Consider the following 20,640-nt stretch of genomic DNA (forward strand, 5'->3'; position numbering starts at 1 on the left):
TCCTTTTAATAAGATATATAATAAATCATTTCAAACGTTTCTAAATTTTTCACTCAATATATTTTAACATTTTTAGTACCTGATAATAAAGCATTTTAGATTTACTCTATAGTTCACACTATACTTATATTAAATTTCATATTATTTATATAATTAAAAAGATCTGTAAGTATGATGTATACTTACAGATCCATAATCCTTTATTAATAATAGAATTCTAATTCTTGTTTTAACTCATCTACATATTCTTTTGAACCTGTCACAATAAGTCTATCTTTATAACGTAATTGCGTATCACCATGAGGAACAATAGAATCATTATTGCGCACAATTCTTACAAAAATAATATCTCCACCGAATGGGAAATTTCGTAATTGAATGTTCTCATATTTATAATTCAACATTTGTATTTCATATAGAGATGTTTCTACATTACTTAATAAGTTAAGCATATTCGGCGTTTCTATTAATCCTTTAAGTAATATTTTATTACTTAGATAATTACTAAATATTTCTATGCCTAACGATTTCATTTCTAAGTCTTCATTTGTACTTTCAAGTCTACATATCACTCGTTCTACGCCATGTTCTTTAGCCATCAAAGCGACTTTTCGGTTGATTTCATCATCATTAGTCGCACATACAACGATGTCACGATCGAATAACCCTAATCTTTCAAGTATTCCTTGTTCATAATCAGCGATTTCGACCATAGTAATTTCATCGGATAATTTACGACTATCACTTAAATCTTTACGATAATAAAGTGAAATGTCATACAATTGGGAAGTTAAATTCTGTACGATAGGAATAGTCAGTTGGTTTTTACCTATCAAGCTTACCTCAATACGACGATTCATTTCATTAGGAACTGGGAATAGCTTTTTAAAAATAACAGGCACAAAGACACAAGTAATGACTGCACTTAAAATAAGTAACCCTGATGTTTCTGCTGAAATTGTCTTTAATTGTTCAGCGATTTTAGCTGCAGCAATAACTAATGATAGCGTTGACGTTAATAAGAATGCTGAAGCAACAGTCGTCTTCATATCAAACCATCGTTTTATAAGAAATACTGGAATTAGCTTAGATACTATAAAAGCCAAAATTAAAATAGGTATAATGATTAACAATGATGGTTCTTTCACTAATGATGGAATGTCTAAATCTACACCCACCATAATAAAGAATATAGGAATGAAAAATCCGTATCCAAATGAGTCTAATTTCTCAACCATTTCTTCATCAGGATTTAATAATGATACAACTACGCCAGCTAAGAATGCACCAAGTATGTATTCAGCACCAACACCTTCTGCTAATGCAACAAGTAATATAATCAATGCAAATACAGCACGTATACCAATTTGTGTAGTACCACCCATTAATTTTTGTAAAAATGACATTCGTTTAAATAGTACTCCAATAACGTAGAAAATAATTGTAAATACTACCAAAATGCCTGTAAGCCAGATGGTACTACCACCGTGACCGTTAACCGCACCATAAATTGTTAGTAATATCATTGTTACTAAATCGGCTAATACCGCAACTAACAAGATAAATTGTCCAATAGTCGTTCTCATTATATTCATTTCTTTTAATGTCGGAACTACCACACCTAATGAAATAGTAGATATGATAATTATCATTAATAATACATCATCTATTAAACCAAACCATTTTAATGCGTATGCTAAAATAATTGAAACAATCATGATTAATGCAAATACTGTCATTGCGAGGTTTAAATGACCTGGTAATTTCTTCTCTTCTTTTCTTTCACCTTGTCGAGGACGAGAATCTTTTTTAAAGGCGTTAAAATCAATTTCTAATCCACTTAAAAACATTAAAAAGATAAAGCCTAATGTTGATAAAATACTAAGCATAGAATCTTTGGTTACTAAGTTTAAAAATGAATTACCTATAATTATCCCCATTAATATTTCAGCAACTACGACAGGTAAAAAATTAATATTCAACCTATTTATTATAATAGGTGTTAAGAATGCAGCTACAACTACAATCACAAGTGATAAGAACTCCATTAGTTCCTCCTTAAGTTAAATATGACATAAATGATGTTGCTAAGCCGAAATAAATTAACATACTTACAATGTCGTTAATTGTTGTAATAAATGGACCACTTGCAACTGCTGGGTCAATTTTTAATTTATTCATTAATAATGGAATCATTGATCCAACTAATGTACCAACTGTCATAGCACACGTTAAACTGCCACCAACAATGACTGCTAATAAGGGTTGTCTATAAATAGCAATAATTATAATGATTAAAATGATGGAACAAACAATTCCTGATAAAAAGCCACTTCCCGCTTCTCTTAAAGCAACTTTAAATTTACTTTGTTCGTCGATATCACCAGTTGAAATATTACGTACAGATACGGCTAAAGATTGCGTACCAGAATTACCTGACATCCCACTAATAATTGGTATAAAGGCTGCTAATAAAGCGACTTTTGCTAAAGTGTCTTCAAAGCTACCTAAAATTGTTGCAGTAATCATACCTAAAAACGTTAAAATGATTAGCCAAGGTAAACGTTTTGTTGCCGTTTTGATTACTGAATCATTAGTAGAATCAATATCAGAGACACCGGCTAAACGAGAGTAGTCTTCACTTGCCTCTTCATCCATAACATCTAAAATATCATCAATTGTAATAATACCTAATAGATGATTTTGGTAATCAACAACAGGTACTGCAATGAAATCATAGTCTCTCATTGTTTGTGCAACGTCTTCTTGGTCAGTTGCGACATCTACACTAATAACACGTTCACTCATCACATCTTCAATATAAGCATCGTTCTCAGCTGTGATTAAATCTCTTAAAGATAAAACCCCAACTAATTGATCATCTTCATTGATAGCAAAAATCACGTAAATTGTTTCAGCATTTGGCGCTTGTTCTTTAACATGCATTAATGCTTCTTTAACAGGAGTAGTAGATTTTAATGAAAGATATTCTGTTGTCATAATACCGCCAGCGGTATCTTCTTCATAATGTAGTAATGCCTTTATTTCATTGGCATCTTCTTTATTCATTAATGTAAGTAAACTAGCGACTTTAGGTTTAGTTAATTCGTTTAAAATGTCTACTGCATTATCGTATGACATTTCTTCTAAAATATGACTTGCGTAGTTTGCATTAATTTTTTCAAATAATTCTTCGTAATCCTCATCGTCTATATCCAAGTGATCAAAGAAATCAGCAACTTCTTGTGGTGATAAGAATTGGAATATTTTTTGTCTATTCTCATCATCAGTGTCTTCAAAGTATTCACTTTGTTCGTAATTATGCATTGATAAAAATTCTTCTCTAAATGCATCTATATCTTCATTTTGTAATAATTGATCTAATAAGTCTTTATCGTACACATCTTCGCTAGCGTATTCTTTCTCTTTCATTTCTGTGTCGTTAGACAATTTAAACACCTCCAAAATGCTTTTTATATCATGTCATACCATTGATTTAGTTGTTTATAATCAGTTGTTATTTCAATTGTATTTTTACTTACTGGGTGTTCAAATGTTAGTTTGTAACACTGTAAACATTGCCCCTCTATTTTATCATGTTTACCACCGTATAATGTATCACCAATTAAAGGATGACCTAAATGTTGAAAATGCACCCTTATTTGATGAGTCCGACCAGTACATAATTGGACTTCACATAAACTTACATGACTCTTTTGTTTAATCGTCTGATATATGGTTTTAGCATACTTACCATTTTCTGATACTTGTCTTTCAATAATACTATGACTAGTTCTTGAAATGGGCGCTTCAATCACATCACTTGGTTTTGTTAAACCATGGGCTAAACATATATATTTTTTATTCATATTAATTTTTGAAAATAAGTAATGAATATATCCATATTTTGCAAATAAAACAATACCAGTCGTATTACGATCTAATCGTGTAACAATATGTGGGTTAGTATTTTCACCTTTGTCTTGTAAATAACCTAAAACTTGTTCAACTAAGCTCTCATGTGGATGTTCACGAGAAGGTGCACAATTTTGTCCATTAGGTTTGAAGACAATAATAATATAGTCATCTTCAAATAAAATATCTAATGGTTTCAAATATGGAACTAAGTTAGCGCTCGGAACTTCCTTTGGTAAACGCACTTCTAATTTGTCATTGATATCAAGTTCAAACCTTACTGTTACAGGTTTATTATTTACAAGTAAAGCGCCATTAGTTTTAATGGCGCTAATCGTTTTCTTAGAAAAATCATGTCGTTTTAAAAATGTTTTAAGCGTTTCTTTTTGCGTAATTGTATAACGGAATATCATATTTCATCATCACTTGAAATAAAGGAATCGTGTACCCTTTTCCAAAATGGGAATGGTCTAAAGCGTGCAAACCTTACTTTTTCATTTGCTACTCTATATTGAATCGCATTCACATTTTTATGTTTAATGCTGACATGGTCAATAGTCGTACGTATCGTATCATGATTCACTGGAGTAATAAGACAAGTATGATGTTTAGGTAACACAAGTGGTGACCCTACCGTTCTAAACACGCGATTGTTAATTGACGCAATCTCAGCAATTTGCATTGCTTCAAGAGAAGGATGAATTAACGCTCCACCTAATGCTTTGTTATAGGCTGTAGAACCTGATGGTGTAGATATACACAAACCATCACCTCTAAAACGCTCAAAATGTTTTCCGCGAATATTAACATCCACAACTAATGTTGATCCATTTTCAGTTTTCATGGTTGCTTCATTCAAAGCTAAGTACCTTGTTTCATAACCATTATTATTATATCGGACTATGATTTCTAATAATGGATATTCAATGACTTGAAATTCTGAATTGTTAATTTCAATAATCAATTTTTCGACTTCATGAGGTAACCAATCAGCATAAAATCCTAAATGGCCAGTATGAACACCGACAAATGCTACTTTCGATAACATATGACTATACTGATGAAAGGCTTGAAGTAAAGTACCATCGCCACCAACTGATATGACTATTTCTGGATTTTCTTTATCTTCAACCATTTGAAAATCTTTCATATGGCTAATCATTTTATGCTTTAACGCATTGGATTTTGAATCACCTTTAGTTAGGATTGTATAACGCATCTTTACACCTCATTAGTCATTTTCATGCTTTTTTGCACGCTTTTGTGTATAGTATTTTTGTGCTTCTTGAATTTCATCTTTGATTTCAGACATTTCTTCATCTAATAAGTATGCCGCTTCAGCTGCTCTTTCTAAACGATGTTGTATCTCACTTGGATAATCCCCATCATATTTATAACGCAATGTATGCTCAATCGTTGACCAAAAGTTCATTGCCAATGTTCTAATTTGAATTTCAGCTAATATCGACTTTTGTCCACTCAATGTTTCAATTGGATATTCAATGATGACATGATAAGAACGGTAACCACTTTCTTTAGTATTACGAATATAGTCTCTTTCTTCAACGACGCTAAAGTCTTTACGTTGACGTAAAATATTGACAACTACATCGATGTCATCAACAAATTGACACATAATTCGTAACCCAGCTATGTCATACATTTCTTCTCTTAATCTATCAAATTGAATTCCACGTTTATTGGCTTTATCAATTATACTTGAAATAGGTTTTACGCGGCCTGTTACGAATTCAATGGGAGAACTATGTTCACTAATTTCATATTGTCTACGTAATCCTTTTAATTTTACTTTTAATTCATTAACGGCCTGTTTATAAGGTGTTAAAAATTGATCCCACTGGTTCATATTCATTCACTCCGCTTCATTCTAGTTCAAAAGTTTTTTCAACAGCAGAAACAAACTCCTTACCATAGTTATTATTACCTTCTATATTATCCAATATGTAATCTAATTCTTCTTGGAAATGTTTAAGTTCTAACGTTTCATTTACGACTAGTTTTTTACCTTTATTTTCATGTAGCATTGACCATGTTTCTTCAACAAAGATCAAATACGAATAGGATTGTCCATCATCTAATATGTAAGCAAATCCGTAGTTATCACTGTCAACAAGCATTTGTCCTACTTCTTCTAATCCTTCAATAGAATCTTCTGAATAACAATAAATTGTATCATCTTTCACTTTTATCTCATTTATATATATACGCATGCTTGCCCCTCCTTATTCCATATTAGTTTAACATAATTTGGCCATTCAACACACATATCTATGCCATTATTCTTACATTATTATTAGGTTTATGATTGTTCAAATTAAAACCAAAAGTATATGTCTGATATTATTAAAATATATGTAAAAATGTACATCGTCAAAATGATCAAAATTACTTTAAATCATGGATGATTTACGTCATAATATTGATAAATTTAAAATAAACATAAAGAAAAGTATCGGGGTGTATCTCTATCATGGCAACTAATAATGAAATTGAATTTAAACAAATACTAAATGAAAATGTATATAATGACATTAAACACAAATACTTTAAGGACGATACTCCTTTTAAACAAATTAACTATTATATTGACACTGAGGATTTTAAATTAAAATCAAATCAATCGGCTTTAAGAATACGTGTGAAAGACGATACTTATGAAATGACGCTTAAAGTTCCAGCAGAAGTCGGTTTAACAGAATATAATTTTGATGTATCTATAGAACCTAAAATTAATAAAGTAATTAGCCACGATCAATTACCATCAGACATTAGACATATTATATCTGAAAAATACGGCATTCAAGATGGTAGTTTATCTATTTTAGGTGCATTAACAACATATCGAATGGAAACCAATTATAAAAATGAATTACTTGTACTGGATAAAAGTGAATATCTGGGCACTGAGGATTATGAACTTGAATTTGAAGTTAACCAATATGAAGAAGGTTTAACAAAATTCAATGAGTTACTTCAGTCATTTAATCTGGCTCACCAAAAACCATTGAATAAAGTTCAACGATTCTTTGAACGAAAAAAAGAATTATCTTAAATTAGCAAAAAATAGCTATAATGCAAATTACTTTCATATGTAAAAATTCATGTTATATTAGATATATATTAATGGAACACGGTGATAATATGCCTAGAACACCTTATGACATCATCGGGCAAGACGCACTATATCAAATGATTGATCATTTTTACTCGTTAGTTGAACAAGACGATAGAATTAATCATTTATTCCCTGGTGATTTTAAAGAAACGAGTCGAAAGCAAAAACAATTTTTAACTCAGTTTTTAGGTGGCCCTGATTTATATACTCAAGAACATGGACACCCCATGTTAAAAAGACGACATATGGAATTTACAATTACTGAATTTGAACGCGATGCTTGGTTAGAAAATATGTCTATTGCGATTACCCACGCTAATTTTCCCGATGGGGTTGGAGACTATTTATATGAAAGATTGCGACTAACAGCTAATCACATGGTAAATTCCGAAAATTAATTGTAGGTGAAATGACATGGCTGAAGAGTTAAGAGTAATGGAGAATAAGAGTTGTGAAGATGCAAATACTGATCTATCACCTGTATGCAAAATAGAAATTTACTCTTTTTTCGATCCCTTTAGTAAAGATTGCTTTAAATTATCCGCAATTTTATCTAAATTAAGAATTGAATATAATCAATATATACGTGTTAGACATATTCTTAATCCTTCATTAAAAGTTTTAACAAAATGCCAAGCACAAAGCACCTCTGATTTTGATAATATTGCCCTTGCTTATAAAGCGGCTGAATTACAAGGTCGTTTAAGAGCTGAGCGTTTTATTCATTTAATGCAAAATGAAATTATTCCAAAGCGTGATATTATCACTGAAGAAATGATATGTGATTGTGTAAAAAATGCTGGAATAGATTATGAAGTGTTTAAAGAAGACTTACAAAAAAGTAAACTTACTGAAAGTTTAAAAGTTGACTTGCATATAGCACGTGAAATGGAAATTGAACAATCCCCTTCTCTCGTCTTTTTCAATGAAGATGTGCACGAAGAAGGTTTAAAAGTTGAAGGATTATATCCTTACCATATATACACATATATTATTAACGAACTTATGGGTAGTCCTATTGAAAAGAACTTACCACCAAAATTAGAGACATACATTCAACAAAAGCAACTTGTTACAATGGAAGAATTGCTTACTATATATGAATGGCCTGAGAAATTACTTAATAAAGAACTAAAAAAATTAATGCTTCAACAAAAAGTTGAAAAACTTAATTATCCTGAAGGTAAATTTTGGAAATCAAAAATGCCCAAACCTAATTGTTAAATATAAATATTAATAAAGCCAACACAAAATGATTTTAAATAATCTTTTGTGCTGGCTTTTTGTTTATTCATTAATTGTATAATTTATGTATATTGTTTAACGTATAATTTTATAATAAATAAAAAAAACGCCGTGTCTGATTACACGACGCTAAACAAAGGGGATGGGAGAAATTTTTCACTTCAAACAAAGGGGTATGTTTGTTATGTGATTAATTTCATGTTCATAATATAACACGACACATACCCCATTTCAACCATTCAGTTTATTAAATTTTAAATTGTCACAATCTGTTCATAATGTAAGCGAATTCAATCATATTAAGCTTTCATTAGCTTTTCAAAAGCATCTAATTTTTGTTCAAAGACTTCACATGCTTGTTCAATTGGTTCTGGTGTTGTCATATCTACACCTGCATTTTTTAGTATTTCAATTGGATAATTTGAACTACCTTTTTTCAAGAATTCATTAATATATCTTTCAACAGCTGGTTGCCCTTCTGTCAAAATTTGATGACTTAAACTTTGTGCAGCACTATAGCCTGTTGCGTATTGATATACATAATAATTCATATAGAAGTGTGGAATTCGAGACCATTCTTTACTGATATCTTCATCAGTTTCGACAGCATCTCCAAAATATTGTTTATTCAATTTGGCATATTCTTCATTCATACGATTAGGTGTTAATGGTTCACCCGCTTCTTCAATTTGATGAATTTTATGTTCAAATTCAGCAAACATAGTTTGACGGAATAGAGTTGCTCTAAATCGTTCTAATTCTTGGTTTAGAAGTAATAAGCGTCTTTCATCGTCAAGATGTTTATCCATATAGTCACTTAGTAATGCTTCATTACAAGTTGAAGCAACTTCTGCTACAAATATAGTATAATCACTTAAGTTTGAAGGTTGGTTTTGACGACTGAAATAACTATGAGCTGAATGACCAAATTCATGAACTAATGTATATAAATCAGATACTGTATCTGACCAATTTAATAAGATGAATGGATTTGTTAAATGCGCACCTGATGAGTAGCCGCCTGAACGTTTACCTTTATTTTCATATACATCTACCCAACGATTTTCTAGTCCTTCTTTAACTACATTTAAATATTCTTCACCCATAGGTTCAAGTGCTTTTAACATCCATGATTTAGCTTCTTCATAAGGCATTTCAAATTTAACGTCTTTTACTAATGGTGTATATAAGTCATACATTTTCAAATCATCAATACCTAATAACTCTTGACGCAATTTAGTATATCTATGAAGTAAAGGTAAGTATTTGTGAACTGTTTTCACTAAGTTATCATAAACTTCTTCCGGAATATGATTATTACTTAAAGCTTTTTCACGTGCAGAATTGTAATGGTGTGTACGAGCGTTAAAGACATTTTTCTTAACTTCACCTGCTAATGTTGCACCTAAAGTATTATTATGTGCTCCATAAGCTTTATAAACATTTCTGAAAGCAGATTCTCTTAATACTCTATCATCTGATTCTAGATATTTAATAAAAGTACCTTGTGTAAGTGGATGTGCTTCTCCATCTTTATCTATAGCATCTTCAAATTCTAGATCAGCATTACTGAACATTCCATATACATTTGATGGTGTTGATAAAGCATCTTGAGCTTCAGTAAGTAATTTTTCAGTATCAGCATCTAAAATATGTGGACGTTTTTCATTAATAAGTTGCAAATCGAACTCATATTGTTTCAATTTATCATTAGATTGAATAAACGATTGAATTGTCGCTTCATCAATTTGTAAAATCTCTGGCACTAAGAAACTCCATGCTGAACTATATTTAATAATTAATTGGTGTGCACGTGATTCCATACCAGTATATTGATCATTAGCAGTATCTTGGTCTTGTTTAAGATGAGCATAAACATATACCTTCTCTAATTTAGTACCTATTTCATCTTCTAATGCTAATGCTTCATATAAAGTTTCGGCACTGTCACCTAAGTGTCCTTTAAATTGCTCTTCTTTAACGATATCATTTTCAACTTCTTTAAATGCTTCTTCAAATGCTTCATTGTTTCGGAAAATCGTTGTTAGATCCCATGTATATTCAGGATATTTACGTTCCTGTTCTTCTCTAGTTAATTGTTGATTCATAAATAAACCTCCTCGAAATTCTCAATAACTTAATTTTCTCATTTTAGTAGATAATTTGCACGTCTTTACTGTTAAGATTTATAGCATATTGATATTCCATTATTATTGCCTTAATAATATCAATTTTAGCTTTTGTAGAATTTGAAAATTGTCTGAAATCAAGGCATTTTTCAAAGTATTGATAATTCAATCGTTTTTCTTTCTCTAATAACAATAATTGAAGTTGCCATTCGATAGGATGGGTTTTGATATATATTTGATGAGGTACGATAAATCCCACTTTATACGCCACCTTATCCTCAAACAATTGTAATTGATACATCGCACTTAAAGTAGGCTCTAATACTGAATTCTTCCAACGACATCGTTGTATATATTTTAAAATCTTTTGATTACTCAGTTTATAAATTGTATTTGAACTATGACTAAGTTTATTAGCCTTATCTAAATAGTTTATCAATGTTTGTCTTCTTGCTTTAAACGTCTTACCACCAATATGTTGTATATCTGAATAAACTATAGGTGACTTATCTTGTTCATTCCAAGTTAAAAGTCTCTTAGTTTCACAATCAATAGTACTTGCTTGAAAGTCACTTAGACTTAGCATCATTTTGCTTTTATCATATTTAATATCTTTAACAATCCATATGGGATGTAATCCAATACTATTCAGACCGTCACTACGTAGTCGTATCTTGGATAAACTAATCATAGAAAACTGTAATTCTAACGCTATTTTATCGTTAACTACTATATCTGGTAATTGATTAATCAATTTGTAAAATGGCTCAATTCGGACAGTATATCCTAATCGTTTTAACATAGTTGCTAATTGGTATTTTGCGTGATAGTGAAGTTCTGATTCACCTTTTGCACACCATCTTTGACTCTGGCTTTCATGTGCAAAATGAGGCATAACTTTTATTCCTTTTTTCAAAATTAATTTTGAATGGCAATAAGGACAATAATAATCCACATTTTTAATGGCATTTTTAGCTAAGATATGTTCATTGTTATGATTTAAAGCTTCTAACATACGTTCACCTCATAAATGTTAACGAAGCAAACACTATTTTTACTTTTGACAACACATAAGTTTAAAGAAGTCCATAAAAAAACGAGACATTTTCATGTCTCGTCTAAAATGTTATTTTATTCAGTTGCGTCAGTAAAATAACGACGCATTTGAGAAGTGACATTGTGACTCATAATGATTTTACCGTAGTCATTCAAGTACACTTCAGTTTTATCTGTTGGATAAGCAAATTCTAACAATTGACTATAACTATCATTAATTGTCTCTTGATCTACATTTTCATCAAAATGGATAGCATAATAATATTGTGAATCAATCATGTAAAGTAAATCTTCAAACTCTACTGTACTTTGATTGTTGTGATAAGCATAATTTATTACTTGCTCTAGATCTTCAAATTTAACTATGACAGTACGCATACTTGCTTGTTTACGCTGTCTTTGAGGTTGTTCTTGTTGTGCTTTCTTTTGTTGATCGCGTTGTTCAAATATATTTTCTACATTATCTTCACTTTCAAGTGTTTGAGCTAGAAGTTCATTTACTTGGTCATCAAATTGATCAAAATGATTATCATCAGCCATATTCATAGCTTCTTCATTTTTAGACTTAGAAATAGTCACTTCCACACCCTTTTCAAAGGCATGTACTTGAATCCATAATGGACCTTCAACAACAAAATCTTCTTCTTCATTGATTTCATCCATCATAGACCAAAAGAATTCTTCTCCACGTTTGCGGTTTGTCCATAAATCTTCACGACTAAAGCCACGCGCTTCTATATCGCTATATGTTATAAACAATTTAACTGTTGTATCATCTACGCGTTCTATTCTCATATCATCTCACTCCTTACAGTCGATGAATAGTAACCATATTGTATTAGAACGTGACTTAAATTACAATCTATTTGTTTGATTAAATTTAACTATATTTTTATGGGGTTCTTATAGTGTTATATTCCCCATTTTCATAGGTAAAAAACAACCATCTATGACTCAATTCAACTTCTATAATATACAAAAAACAACACCATTTCAAAAATAGTGTTGTTGTAATATCTTTTAGTAAAGTGATTAAATCACATAGTTATTAAAGTTATTAGTCAACCAAACGTTGAGCTTCTTGTAATTGGAACGTACGGACTTTTCTTGGTAAGAAACGTCTAATTTCATCTTCGTTATAACCAACTTGTAAACGTTTATCGTCTAAAATAATTGGACGACGTAGTAAACCAGGATTATCTTGAATAATTGAGTATAAATCTTGTAATGGTAAAGAATCAATATCAACATTCAATTTTTGGTATGTTTTAGAACGAGTTGAAATAATCTCATCAGTTCCGTCTTCAGTCATTTTTAAAATTAATTTAATTTCATCAATTGTTAAATGTTCAGAAAAAATGTTACGCTCCGTATATGGAATGTCATGTTCTTGTAACCATGCTTTCGCTTTACGGCAAGATGTGCAACTTGGTGAAGTAAATAATGTTACCATACATCTCACTCTCCTATAATTGGATTCATTCGTTATTTTTAAATATGTTATAGATTAAAGAAATTTATGTTTCTTTTGCTTTCTTAACCTTACATTTTACATTATACCCATCTAACATTAAAATTAAATGAGAAAATCCTAATTTTTCTGAGAAATTTTGAAATAATTCAAAATAGTCTCTCAAAATATTTCAATGCTTAAATATACATTCATCTTAACACAACTTACATTTTAAAGAAATACTGTTATAATGATATGTAAATATTATTTGAGAAAGTAGGCATCTTATATGGAAACATTATTTTCAGGCATTCAACCAAGTGGTATACCTACAATTGGTAATTATATAGGTGCATTAAAACAATTCGAAGAAATTCAAAATGACTATGAATGTTTCTTTTGTATTGTTGACCAACATGCTATCACAGTACCACAAGACCGCTTGAAGTTACGTAAACAAATCAGACAATTAGCTGCGATTTATTTAGCATCAGGCATTGATTCTGATAAATCAACACTATTTATTCAATCAGAAGTACCAGCACATGTCCAAGCTGGATGGATGCTCACTACAATCGCTTCAATCGGTGAATTAGAACGTATGACACAATTTAAAGACAAAGCGCAAAAACGAACAGACGGAGTACCAGCAGGATTACTTACATATCCACCTTTAATGGCAGCTGATATCGTTATTTATAATACAAATATTGTTCCTGTTGGAGAAGATCAAAAGCAACATATGGAATTAACTCGTAACTTAGTAGATAGATTCAATAGTAAATATAACGACGTATTGACTAAACCAGAAATTCGTATGCCTAAAGTCGGTGGACGTGTTATGAGTTTACAAGACCCTACTAAAAAAATGAGTAAAAGTGACGATAACCAAAAGAACTTTATCTCATTATTAGATGAACCAAATGTTGCAGCTAAAAAAATTAAAAGTGCTGTCACAGATTCCGATGGTGTTATTAAGTTTGATCGTGACAATAAACCAGGCGTTTCTAATTTATTATCTATTTATTCAGGACTAACTAATGAAACAATTAAAGATATTGAAGCGAAATACGTTGGAGAGGGTTATGGTAAATTCAAAGGTGATTTAGCAGAAATTGTAAAATCATTCTTAATCGATTTCCAAGAAAAATATGAATCTTATTATAATTCTGATGAACTAGATGATATCTTAGATAAAGGTAGAGACAAAGCTCAAAAAGCCTCATTTAAAACGTTGAAAAAAATGGAAAAAGCTATGGGCTTAGGACGTAAAAGATAAATTATTATCGAAAATTAATTTTCCATTCAAAGTGTTAACACTTTGAATGGTTTCTTTTATATCAAAATTTCATAAAGTATTTTAGGGGGAAGCTATTTTGTATCAATTTAGAAATGCCAAAATAGAAGATTTAGAAGAAATCTTAATTATTGAAAACCAAGGTTTTACACCAGAAGAAGCAGCAACAAAATCAGCTTTAATAAAAAGAATTGAAATGATTAATGATACATTTATTATCGCTGAATTGAATGAAAAGGTTGTTGGTTATATTAATGGACCGGTAATTAATCAACCATTCATTACCGATGATTTATTTGAAAGTATAGATGAGAATCCAACAACTGGAGGTTATGTAGCTATATTAGGATTAGTCGTTGATCAATCACAAAGAAATCAAGGTCTTGCTGGTAAATTACTAAATGAAATAGAACAACGAGCTAAAACACACCATCGTTTAGGTATAACATTAACCTGTAAAGAAGAACTGATACCATTTTATGAAAAATATGGTTACGTTAATAAAGGGGTTTCTAGTTCCCAACATGGTGGTATAAAATGGTTTAATTTAATGAAGGAATTTAAACATTAGTTAATCATAAATGATATAAATTAAATGGCGAAGAAAAAACGTATCGATACGCTTTTCTCCGCCATTTTTAATTTAATTATTTTTTCTTTTTACCAGTTTCTCTATCGATTGATTTATCGATATAAACATCTTTTAATGTCGTATCAGGACCTACTTTATGGTAAACCAAACCTTTGACTTGAGGGTTTGTTAAATGTGCTTCCCCTTTTTGATAAATTGGTGTAACCGGAGCATTTTCTAATAGAATTTTTTCAGCTTGTTGTAAAGCTTCATTTCTCTTTTCTGGTTCTTGTAATAATTTTCCATTAGCATCTTTGATTAATTGGTCATATTCTTTATTACCCCAATAAGTATTATTTTGAGGATTACCAGTTTTCATAATTTCTAAAAATGCCATTGGATCAGGATAGTCAGGTGACCATCCAGCATAAGATGCTTGATAGTTATTAGATAATTCAAGATTTATTTTTTGTTTGAATGGTAATTGCTTCACTTTCACTTCTACACCAGGTAAATTAGTCTCTAATTGAGATTTAATAAACTCAGCTGAAATCTTTTGAACAGGAGTATCTTGAACATTTAAAGTAAAGGTTACATTTTTCTTACCTAATTCTTTTTGAGCTTTCTTCCAATTATCTGCAGCTTCATGTTTGTTATATTTCAATGGTGATTTAATTGTACTAGCAAAATCTTTACCACTTGGAGTTGTAGCAGTTCCATAACCAGTAAAATTACTTGAAGGTAATGAACCATCATTAAATACAGAATCAACATATTCTTTTCTATTAATCGCTTGTGCAATTGCTAATCTCAAATGCTTATTTTTAAATTCTGGCACTTCTTTTTCATTTAATTTAATGTAAAAAGTTGCAGCTGTTAATCTTTTTCTTAAGGCAGGTGACTTTTTATATTTGTCTACTTGCTCAGATGAAATAATTGCGTCATCAACTGAGTTGGTATCATACAGTGCTGCACCAGCTTGATTATCTTTAAGAATTTTATAATTGACTCTATCAAGTTTCACATGTTTTTTATCCCAATATTGATTATTTTTTTCTAATTGAATTTTATCTTCAACTTTCCAGTTTACTACTTTGAATGGACCATTATATACTGCTTTATCAGCAGTAGTACCGTATGCTTTACCATATTTTTTGGCTACTTTTTCATTCTGAGGATCAAATGTATTTAATGCTAATAATTCATTTATATATGGGACAGGTCTTTCTAAATTAATTTGTAATTTATATTTATTTAATGCTTTGATTCCAAGGTCTTTAACTGGTTTCTTTCCAGCATTAATGTCATCAGCATTTTTTATATCACTCATAATATATGCAAATTCTGAAGCTGTTTTAGGATTAACAACTTTTCTCCATGCAAATACAAAGTCATCAGCTGTTACCGGGTCCCCATTACTCCATTTAGCATCTTTTCGTAAGTCTACTGTTAATGTTTTACCATCTTTACTTTTCTTAGGTAAGCTCGTAGCAATAGCAGGTTCTGCCTTATCATGTTTATTCATTGAATATAAACCTTCAAATGACTGTCCCGCTATATCACCAGATACTGCATCTGAAATCATTGTAGTATCTAAAGTTGTCATATCTTGTGGTATTACTTTTCTAAATACTTGTCCTTCATCTGAGTATAAACTTTTACTATTACTACAACCTGACAGTATCGATGATGTAATGATTAAAGTTACTATCAGTGTTATCCACTTTTTCATATGTATCCCCCTCCCTTTTATTATCCTGCAGTATTAATTTGTTGTTTTAATTTTTCTGCTTCAGTCTCTGTGACTAAGACAAAGTGTTCTGGTCTTATTTCATACAATTGTTTATTTTCAATATCGTTATCATCAGATTGATATGTAATACGTTTTCTTTGTCTTTCAACGTCAGGATCAGGTTGAGGAATAGCTGATAGTAATGATTTTGTATAGTCATGTAATGGGTGGTTATATATATCATCTGCTGGTCCTAATTCGACAATTTTACCAAAATGCATAACTGCTATTCGGTTAGAAATATATTTCACCATAGATAAGTCATGAGCGATAAATAAGAAAGTGATTCCTCTTTCTCTTTGTAATTTCAACATGATATTTACAACTTGTGCTTGGATAGATACATCTAATGCAGAAATCGGTTCATCCGCAATAATAAATTCAGGTTCTACAGCTAATGCTCTTGCAATACCTATACGCTGGCGTTGTCCTCCAGAGAATTCATGCGGGTATCTATTGGCATGTTCTTTACTTAAACCTACTGTTTCCAAAGCATCATATACACGCTTTTTTCGATTGCGTTTATCAGTCGCTAAATGATGAATATCAATACCTTCGCCAACGATATCCATCACTTTTAGACGAGGGTTTAATGAAGCATATGGGTCTTGGAATATCATTTGAATTTTCTTGTTAAATTTCAACATATCTTTTCGTTTATTAATTTTATGAATATCTATACCGTCATATATTATTTCACCACTAGTGATATCATTTAATTTAATAATGGCTTTACCAGTTGTTGATTTACCACAACCAGATTCACCAACTAAACCTAATGTTTCACCTTTATAAATGTCGAAAGAAATATCTTCAATTGCTCTGACTTCATTCTTTTTCCCTTGATTGAAATATTGTTTTAAATGTTTCACTTCTAAAAGTTTAGTTTTGTTATTATTCATTAAACGCCACCCTCTCTACTTTGATGGGTTTTTCATAACGATTCGATAAATCTTTAAATCGCTTTTGTACTGCCAATGGCGGTTCTACTTTAGGTGCACGTTCATCTAATAACCATGATTTCACAAAATGTGTTGGAGATACCTGAAACCATGGTGCCTCTTCTTTAAAATCAATATCTAAAGCATATTGGCTACGTCGTGCAAATGCATCACCTATTGGAGGATGTAATAAATCTGGTGGTGTTCCTGGAATCGCTATTAAATCAGTTTCATTGCTTGTAGTTAAATCAGGCATTGATGACAATAACCCCCATGTATATGGATGTTTAGGTCCATAAAATATTTCATCCACATTACCTGTTTCAATCATTTGCCCACCATACATAACAGCAACTCTATCAGCAATATTGGCTACTACTCCTAAATCATGGGTGATAAAAATGATAGATGTATTAATTTTTTGTTGTAGTTCTTTCATTAAATCTAATATTTGAGCTTGCATGGTTACATCTAATGCAGTTGTAGGTTCATCAGCAATAAGTACTTTTGGCTCACAAGCAAGCGCTGTAGCAATTACAATTCTTTGTCTTTGGCCACCAGAGAATTGATGTGGATATGCATTAAATCTTTTTTCAGCATTTGGCAACCCTACCAAATTTAAAATTTCTAATGCTCTACGTTTTGCCTCTGATTTACTCATTTTTTTGTGCTTAATTAGAGGTTCCATGACCTGTTTTCCTATTTTCATTGTGGGGTTAAGCGATGTCATTGGATCTTGGAATATCATTGAGATATCTCTACCACGTAATTTGATTAATTCTTTTTCACTTTTTTTCGCAAGATCTTCTCCCAAAAAGTTTATTTCTCCCTCTTTAATACGACCAGAATCACCTTGGAAAAGTTTAGTAATTGCTTTAGTTGTTACAGATTTACCAGAACCTGATTCCCCTACAATTGCTAAAGTTTCTCCTTTGTTGAGATAAAAATCCACACCCCTCACAGCTTGTACTTCTCCAGCTGTAATATCAAAAGATACATGTAAATTATTAACTTCTAAAATTCTTTCTGACATAAACTGCACTCCCCCCTTTTATTTACGCATTTTCGGATCAAATGCATCGCGTAATCCATCACTAAATAGATAGAAGAATAATATTAATAAACTTAAAATAATCGCTGGTATAAATAATTCATGTGGATGAATTAATAACATTGCACGCCCATCATTTACCAGTGAACCTAATGAAGTTTGAGGTGCTGGCACACCGATTCCGATAAAGCTTAAAAATGCTTCAAAGAAAATCGCACTTGGTACAGTAAACATTGAAGTAACAACAATAGCACCTAACGTGTTAGGTAAAATATGTTTGAATATAAGTTTGAATTTTGATGCACCTAGTGTTTGAGAAGCTAATACAAATTCTTGATTTTTGAGTTTTAAAAATTCACCTCTAACCACACGACTCATGCCTAACCAACCAGTAATAGACATAGCTAAAATAATTGTCCAAATTGAAGGTTCAAAAATTAACACAAAAAGAATAACGACAATTAAGTTAGGAATTGAGGCAATAACCTCTAAAATTCTCTGCATCACATTATCAATACGACCGCCAAAGAATCCTGATATTGCACCATAAGTAACCCCAATAAAAATATCAAGAAGTGCTGCCACGATACCTATGAATAACGATACTTGAGTGCCTTTCCAAGTTCTTGTCCATAAATCTCTACCAAGTTGGTCTGTACCAAACCAATAATTATCTTTGGCATGCGCTTCTTTGTATGCATCTTTACCATCTGTCCCTTTTCCATCAAAAGGCAAGAATGGTACTTTATCTAAAACTGCTATTTTAGCAGGTAAATTTCTATGCTCTACGTTTTGAGCTGCATAATCTCTGTTGTTCATTAGAGGTCCAATAAATGCAAATAATACAATGATAATCAGACCTATCATACCTACTACTGCTAATTTATTGCTTCTTAATTGCGCCCAAGCATCTTGCCAGAAATTTTTACTTTCGCGTTGTAATTCTGGTTCTTGATTTAAATCTAATTCTCTAATAACAAAATCAGTAGAAACTGCCCCTTCAGAGGTATGTGACATTGCTGCATTTGAATAATCGTTATCCATTCGTTTTTCTGTCATTACTTTTTACCTCCTTGAACACGAATTCTAGGATCAATTACGCCATATAAAATGTCTACTATAAAAATAGAAACAATGAATAATGTGCTAAACAGAATTGTTGTTGCCATAATAACAGGGAAATCATTAGTAGTTATTGAACGTACGAATTGGTCCCCTAAGCCCGGTACACCAAAGATATTTTCAATTGTTAATGTCCCCGTTAAAATTCCTGCTAACATCGGTACCAAAATCGTGATAATTGGAATTAATGCATTACGTAACGCATGACCAAATAACACTCTCATTGTTGAATTACCTTTAGCACGTGCTAATAGAATATAATCAGAGCTAAGTACCTCAATCATTTCTGCTCGGATATACCTTGCTACTGTAGCTAGTACGACTGCGGATAAAGCAAGTGACGGTAATACTGCTGTAGAAAAACCTTCCCATCCAGCTACTGGAAACCATCTCAAACGAACTGCAAAAACGTATTGTAATAATACTGCTAATACAAATGATGGTACTGAAACTGCTATAACTGAAATTACTGTTGTCGTATAATCAACCCATGTATTTTGTTTTGTTGCTGCCGCAACCCCTAATACCAAGCCAAAAATAATTCCAATAATCATTGCTGTAATACCCATCTCAAATGATGGTAATAATCTAGGTTTAATAAGTTCCCAAACTGGTTGATTATGATATTGGAATGAATAACCAAAGTCCCCAGTTACTACATTTTTTAAATAATGTACGTATTGTACAGCTACCGGATCATTTAATCCATATTTTTCATTTAAAATTGCTTTTTGATCAGCATTTAACTTAGCATCATTAAACGGTGATCCCGGCATCATTTTCATTAAGAAAAAAGTAATTGTAATAATAATAAACAACGATAAAAACATATATCCTAATCGTTTAAATATGTATTTTCCCATCTAATTCCTCCCGATTATTTTCAAAATTGACATTCCCTTCAAAATTTTCTGAATACTTAACTAGTATTA

At 31.1% G+C, this 20,640-nt stretch carries 19 protein-coding genes and 1 pseudogene; 5 read left to right on the plus strand and 15 right to left on the minus strand.

Annotation, left to right across the window (positions count from 1 at the left end; genetic code table 11):
• Window positions 1–203 precede the first annotated feature (203 nt).
• From HMPREF3125_RS04765 to HMPREF3125_RS04790, 6 genes are read right to left on the minus strand one after another with little or no spacing between them, the layout of a single operon-like run.
• Window positions 204–2,048 (minus strand): monovalent cation:proton antiporter family protein, encoded by a 1,845-nt coding sequence (locus tag HMPREF3125_RS04765; RefSeq protein WP_017637384.1) that lies wholly within the window; start codon window positions 2,046–2,048, stop codon window positions 204–206.
• A gap of 10 nt (window positions 2,049–2,058) precedes the next feature.
• Window positions 2,059–3,432, minus strand: a complete 1,374-nt coding sequence (gene mgtE / locus HMPREF3125_RS04770) for a magnesium transporter (protein ID WP_371106437.1) — start codon at window positions 3,430–3,432, stop codon at window positions 2,059–2,061.
• A gap of 41 nt (window positions 3,433–3,473) precedes the next feature.
• The gene (locus tag HMPREF3125_RS04775; RefSeq protein WP_029055564.1) at window positions 3,474–4,328 is read right to left on the minus strand and encodes an RluA family pseudouridine synthase; all 855 of its coding nucleotides are present in this window, start codon (window positions 4,326–4,328) and stop codon (window positions 3,474–3,476) included.
• Window positions 4,325–5,134: an NAD kinase gene (locus HMPREF3125_RS04780; RefSeq protein ID WP_070452261.1), complete on the minus strand. Its 810-nt coding sequence runs from the start codon at window positions 5,132–5,134 to the stop codon at window positions 4,325–4,327. The genes HMPREF3125_RS04775 and HMPREF3125_RS04780 overlap by 4 nt, the downstream gene beginning before the upstream one ends.
• Window positions 5,135–5,146: 12 nt before the next feature.
• Window positions 5,147–5,782, minus strand: a complete 636-nt coding sequence (locus tag HMPREF3125_RS04785) for a GTP diphosphokinase (RefSeq protein ID WP_017637388.1) — start codon at window positions 5,780–5,782, stop codon at window positions 5,147–5,149.
• A gap of 16 nt (window positions 5,783–5,798) precedes the next feature.
• On the minus strand, window positions 5,799–6,146 hold the full coding sequence (locus tag HMPREF3125_RS04790; RefSeq protein ID WP_017637389.1) for a UPF0738 family protein: 348 nt from the start codon (window positions 6,144–6,146) through the stop codon (window positions 5,799–5,801).
• A gap of 260 nt (window positions 6,147–6,406) precedes the next feature.
• Between HMPREF3125_RS04790 and HMPREF3125_RS04795 the strand changes: the two genes are divergently transcribed.
• From HMPREF3125_RS04795 to yjbH, 3 genes are all read left to right on the plus strand, one after another.
• Window positions 6,407–6,988 (plus strand): CYTH domain-containing protein, encoded by a 582-nt coding sequence (locus HMPREF3125_RS04795; protein ID WP_017637390.1) that lies wholly within the window; start codon window positions 6,407–6,409, stop codon window positions 6,986–6,988.
• Between the two features lie 89 nt (window positions 6,989–7,077).
• On the plus strand, window positions 7,078–7,449 hold the full coding sequence (locus HMPREF3125_RS04800) for a globin domain-containing protein (protein ID WP_217193978.1): 372 nt from the start codon (window positions 7,078–7,080) through the stop codon (window positions 7,447–7,449).
• 16 nt (window positions 7,450–7,465) lie between these two features.
• Complete coding sequence (yjbH, locus tag HMPREF3125_RS04805) at window positions 7,466–8,275, plus strand: protease adaptor protein YjbH (protein WP_017637392.1); 810 nt, start codon at window positions 7,466–7,468, stop codon at window positions 8,273–8,275.
• Window positions 8,276–8,595: 320 nt separating this feature from the next.
• On the opposite strand, the gene pepF is transcribed toward yjbH, so the two are convergent.
• From pepF to spxA, 4 genes are all read right to left on the minus strand, one after another.
• Window positions 8,596–10,404 carry an oligoendopeptidase F gene (gene pepF / locus HMPREF3125_RS04810; protein WP_070452266.1) on the minus strand — a complete coding sequence of 603 codons (1,809 nt, stop codon included), beginning with the start codon at window positions 10,402–10,404 and terminating at the stop codon, window positions 8,596–8,598.
• A 43-nt stretch (window positions 10,405–10,447) separates the two neighbouring features.
• On the minus strand, window positions 10,448–11,440 hold the full coding sequence (locus HMPREF3125_RS04815) for a competence protein CoiA (RefSeq protein ID WP_070452270.1): 993 nt from the start codon (window positions 11,438–11,440) through the stop codon (window positions 10,448–10,450).
• Window positions 11,441–11,556: 116 nt separating this feature from the next.
• The gene (mecA, locus tag HMPREF3125_RS04820; RefSeq protein WP_029055569.1) at window positions 11,557–12,276 is read right to left on the minus strand and encodes an adaptor protein MecA; all 720 of its coding nucleotides are present in this window, start codon (window positions 12,274–12,276) and stop codon (window positions 11,557–11,559) included.
• 262 nt (window positions 12,277–12,538) lie between these two features.
• The gene (spxA, locus tag HMPREF3125_RS04825; protein ID WP_002450775.1) at window positions 12,539–12,934 is read right to left on the minus strand and encodes a transcriptional regulator SpxA; all 396 of its coding nucleotides are present in this window, start codon (window positions 12,932–12,934) and stop codon (window positions 12,539–12,541) included.
• A gap of 289 nt (window positions 12,935–13,223) precedes the next feature.
• Here spxA and trpS point away from each other — a divergent pair, with 289 nt between their 5' ends.
• Both trpS and HMPREF3125_RS04835 read left to right on the plus strand, forming a co-directional pair.
• Window positions 13,224–14,213 (plus strand): tryptophan--tRNA ligase, encoded by a 990-nt coding sequence (gene trpS / locus HMPREF3125_RS04830; RefSeq protein WP_017637396.1) that lies wholly within the window; start codon window positions 13,224–13,226, stop codon window positions 14,211–14,213.
• Window positions 14,214–14,310: 97 nt separating this feature from the next.
• The gene (locus tag HMPREF3125_RS04835; RefSeq protein ID WP_017637397.1) at window positions 14,311–14,802 is read left to right on the plus strand and encodes a GNAT family N-acetyltransferase; all 492 of its coding nucleotides are present in this window, start codon (window positions 14,311–14,313) and stop codon (window positions 14,800–14,802) included.
• A gap of 76 nt (window positions 14,803–14,878) precedes the next feature.
• On the opposite strand, the gene HMPREF3125_RS04840 is transcribed toward HMPREF3125_RS04835, so the two are convergent.
• The 5 genes and pseudogenes from HMPREF3125_RS04840 to opp3b all read right to left on the minus strand — a co-directional run bounded on the left by HMPREF3125_RS04840 (window position 14,879) and on the right by opp3b (window position 20,571).
• Entirely contained in the window at window positions 14,879–16,534 is a 1,656-nt protein-coding gene (locus HMPREF3125_RS04840; protein ID WP_070452273.1) for a peptide ABC transporter substrate-binding protein, read from the minus strand.
• Between the two features lie 22 nt (window positions 16,535–16,556).
• A pseudogene (locus HMPREF3125_RS04845) lies at window positions 16,557–17,496 on the minus strand (ABC transporter ATP-binding protein); the annotation flags it as partial.
• Complete coding sequence (locus HMPREF3125_RS04850) at window positions 17,489–18,568, minus strand: ABC transporter ATP-binding protein (RefSeq protein WP_070452279.1); 1,080 nt, start codon at window positions 18,566–18,568, stop codon at window positions 17,489–17,491. The pseudogene HMPREF3125_RS04845 and the gene HMPREF3125_RS04850, both read right to left, overlap by 8 nt.
• Window positions 18,569–18,586: 18 nt before the next feature.
• Window positions 18,587–19,645 (minus strand): oligopeptide ABC transporter permease, encoded by a 1,059-nt coding sequence (gene opp3C / locus HMPREF3125_RS04855; RefSeq protein WP_070452282.1) that lies wholly within the window; start codon window positions 19,643–19,645, stop codon window positions 18,587–18,589.
• Window positions 19,645–20,571, minus strand: a complete 927-nt coding sequence (gene opp3b, locus HMPREF3125_RS04860; RefSeq protein WP_046466517.1) for an oligopeptide ABC transporter permease — start codon at window positions 20,569–20,571, stop codon at window positions 19,645–19,647. Before opp3b ends, opp3C begins: the two co-directional genes overlap by 1 nt.
• Between the last annotated feature and the right edge of the window lie 69 nt (window positions 20,572–20,640).

Origin of the sequence: Staphylococcus sp. HMSC13A10 (genome assembly GCF_001808005.1) — a bacterium.
GTDB lineage: Bacteria > Bacillota > Bacilli > Staphylococcales > Staphylococcaceae > Staphylococcus > Staphylococcus pasteuri.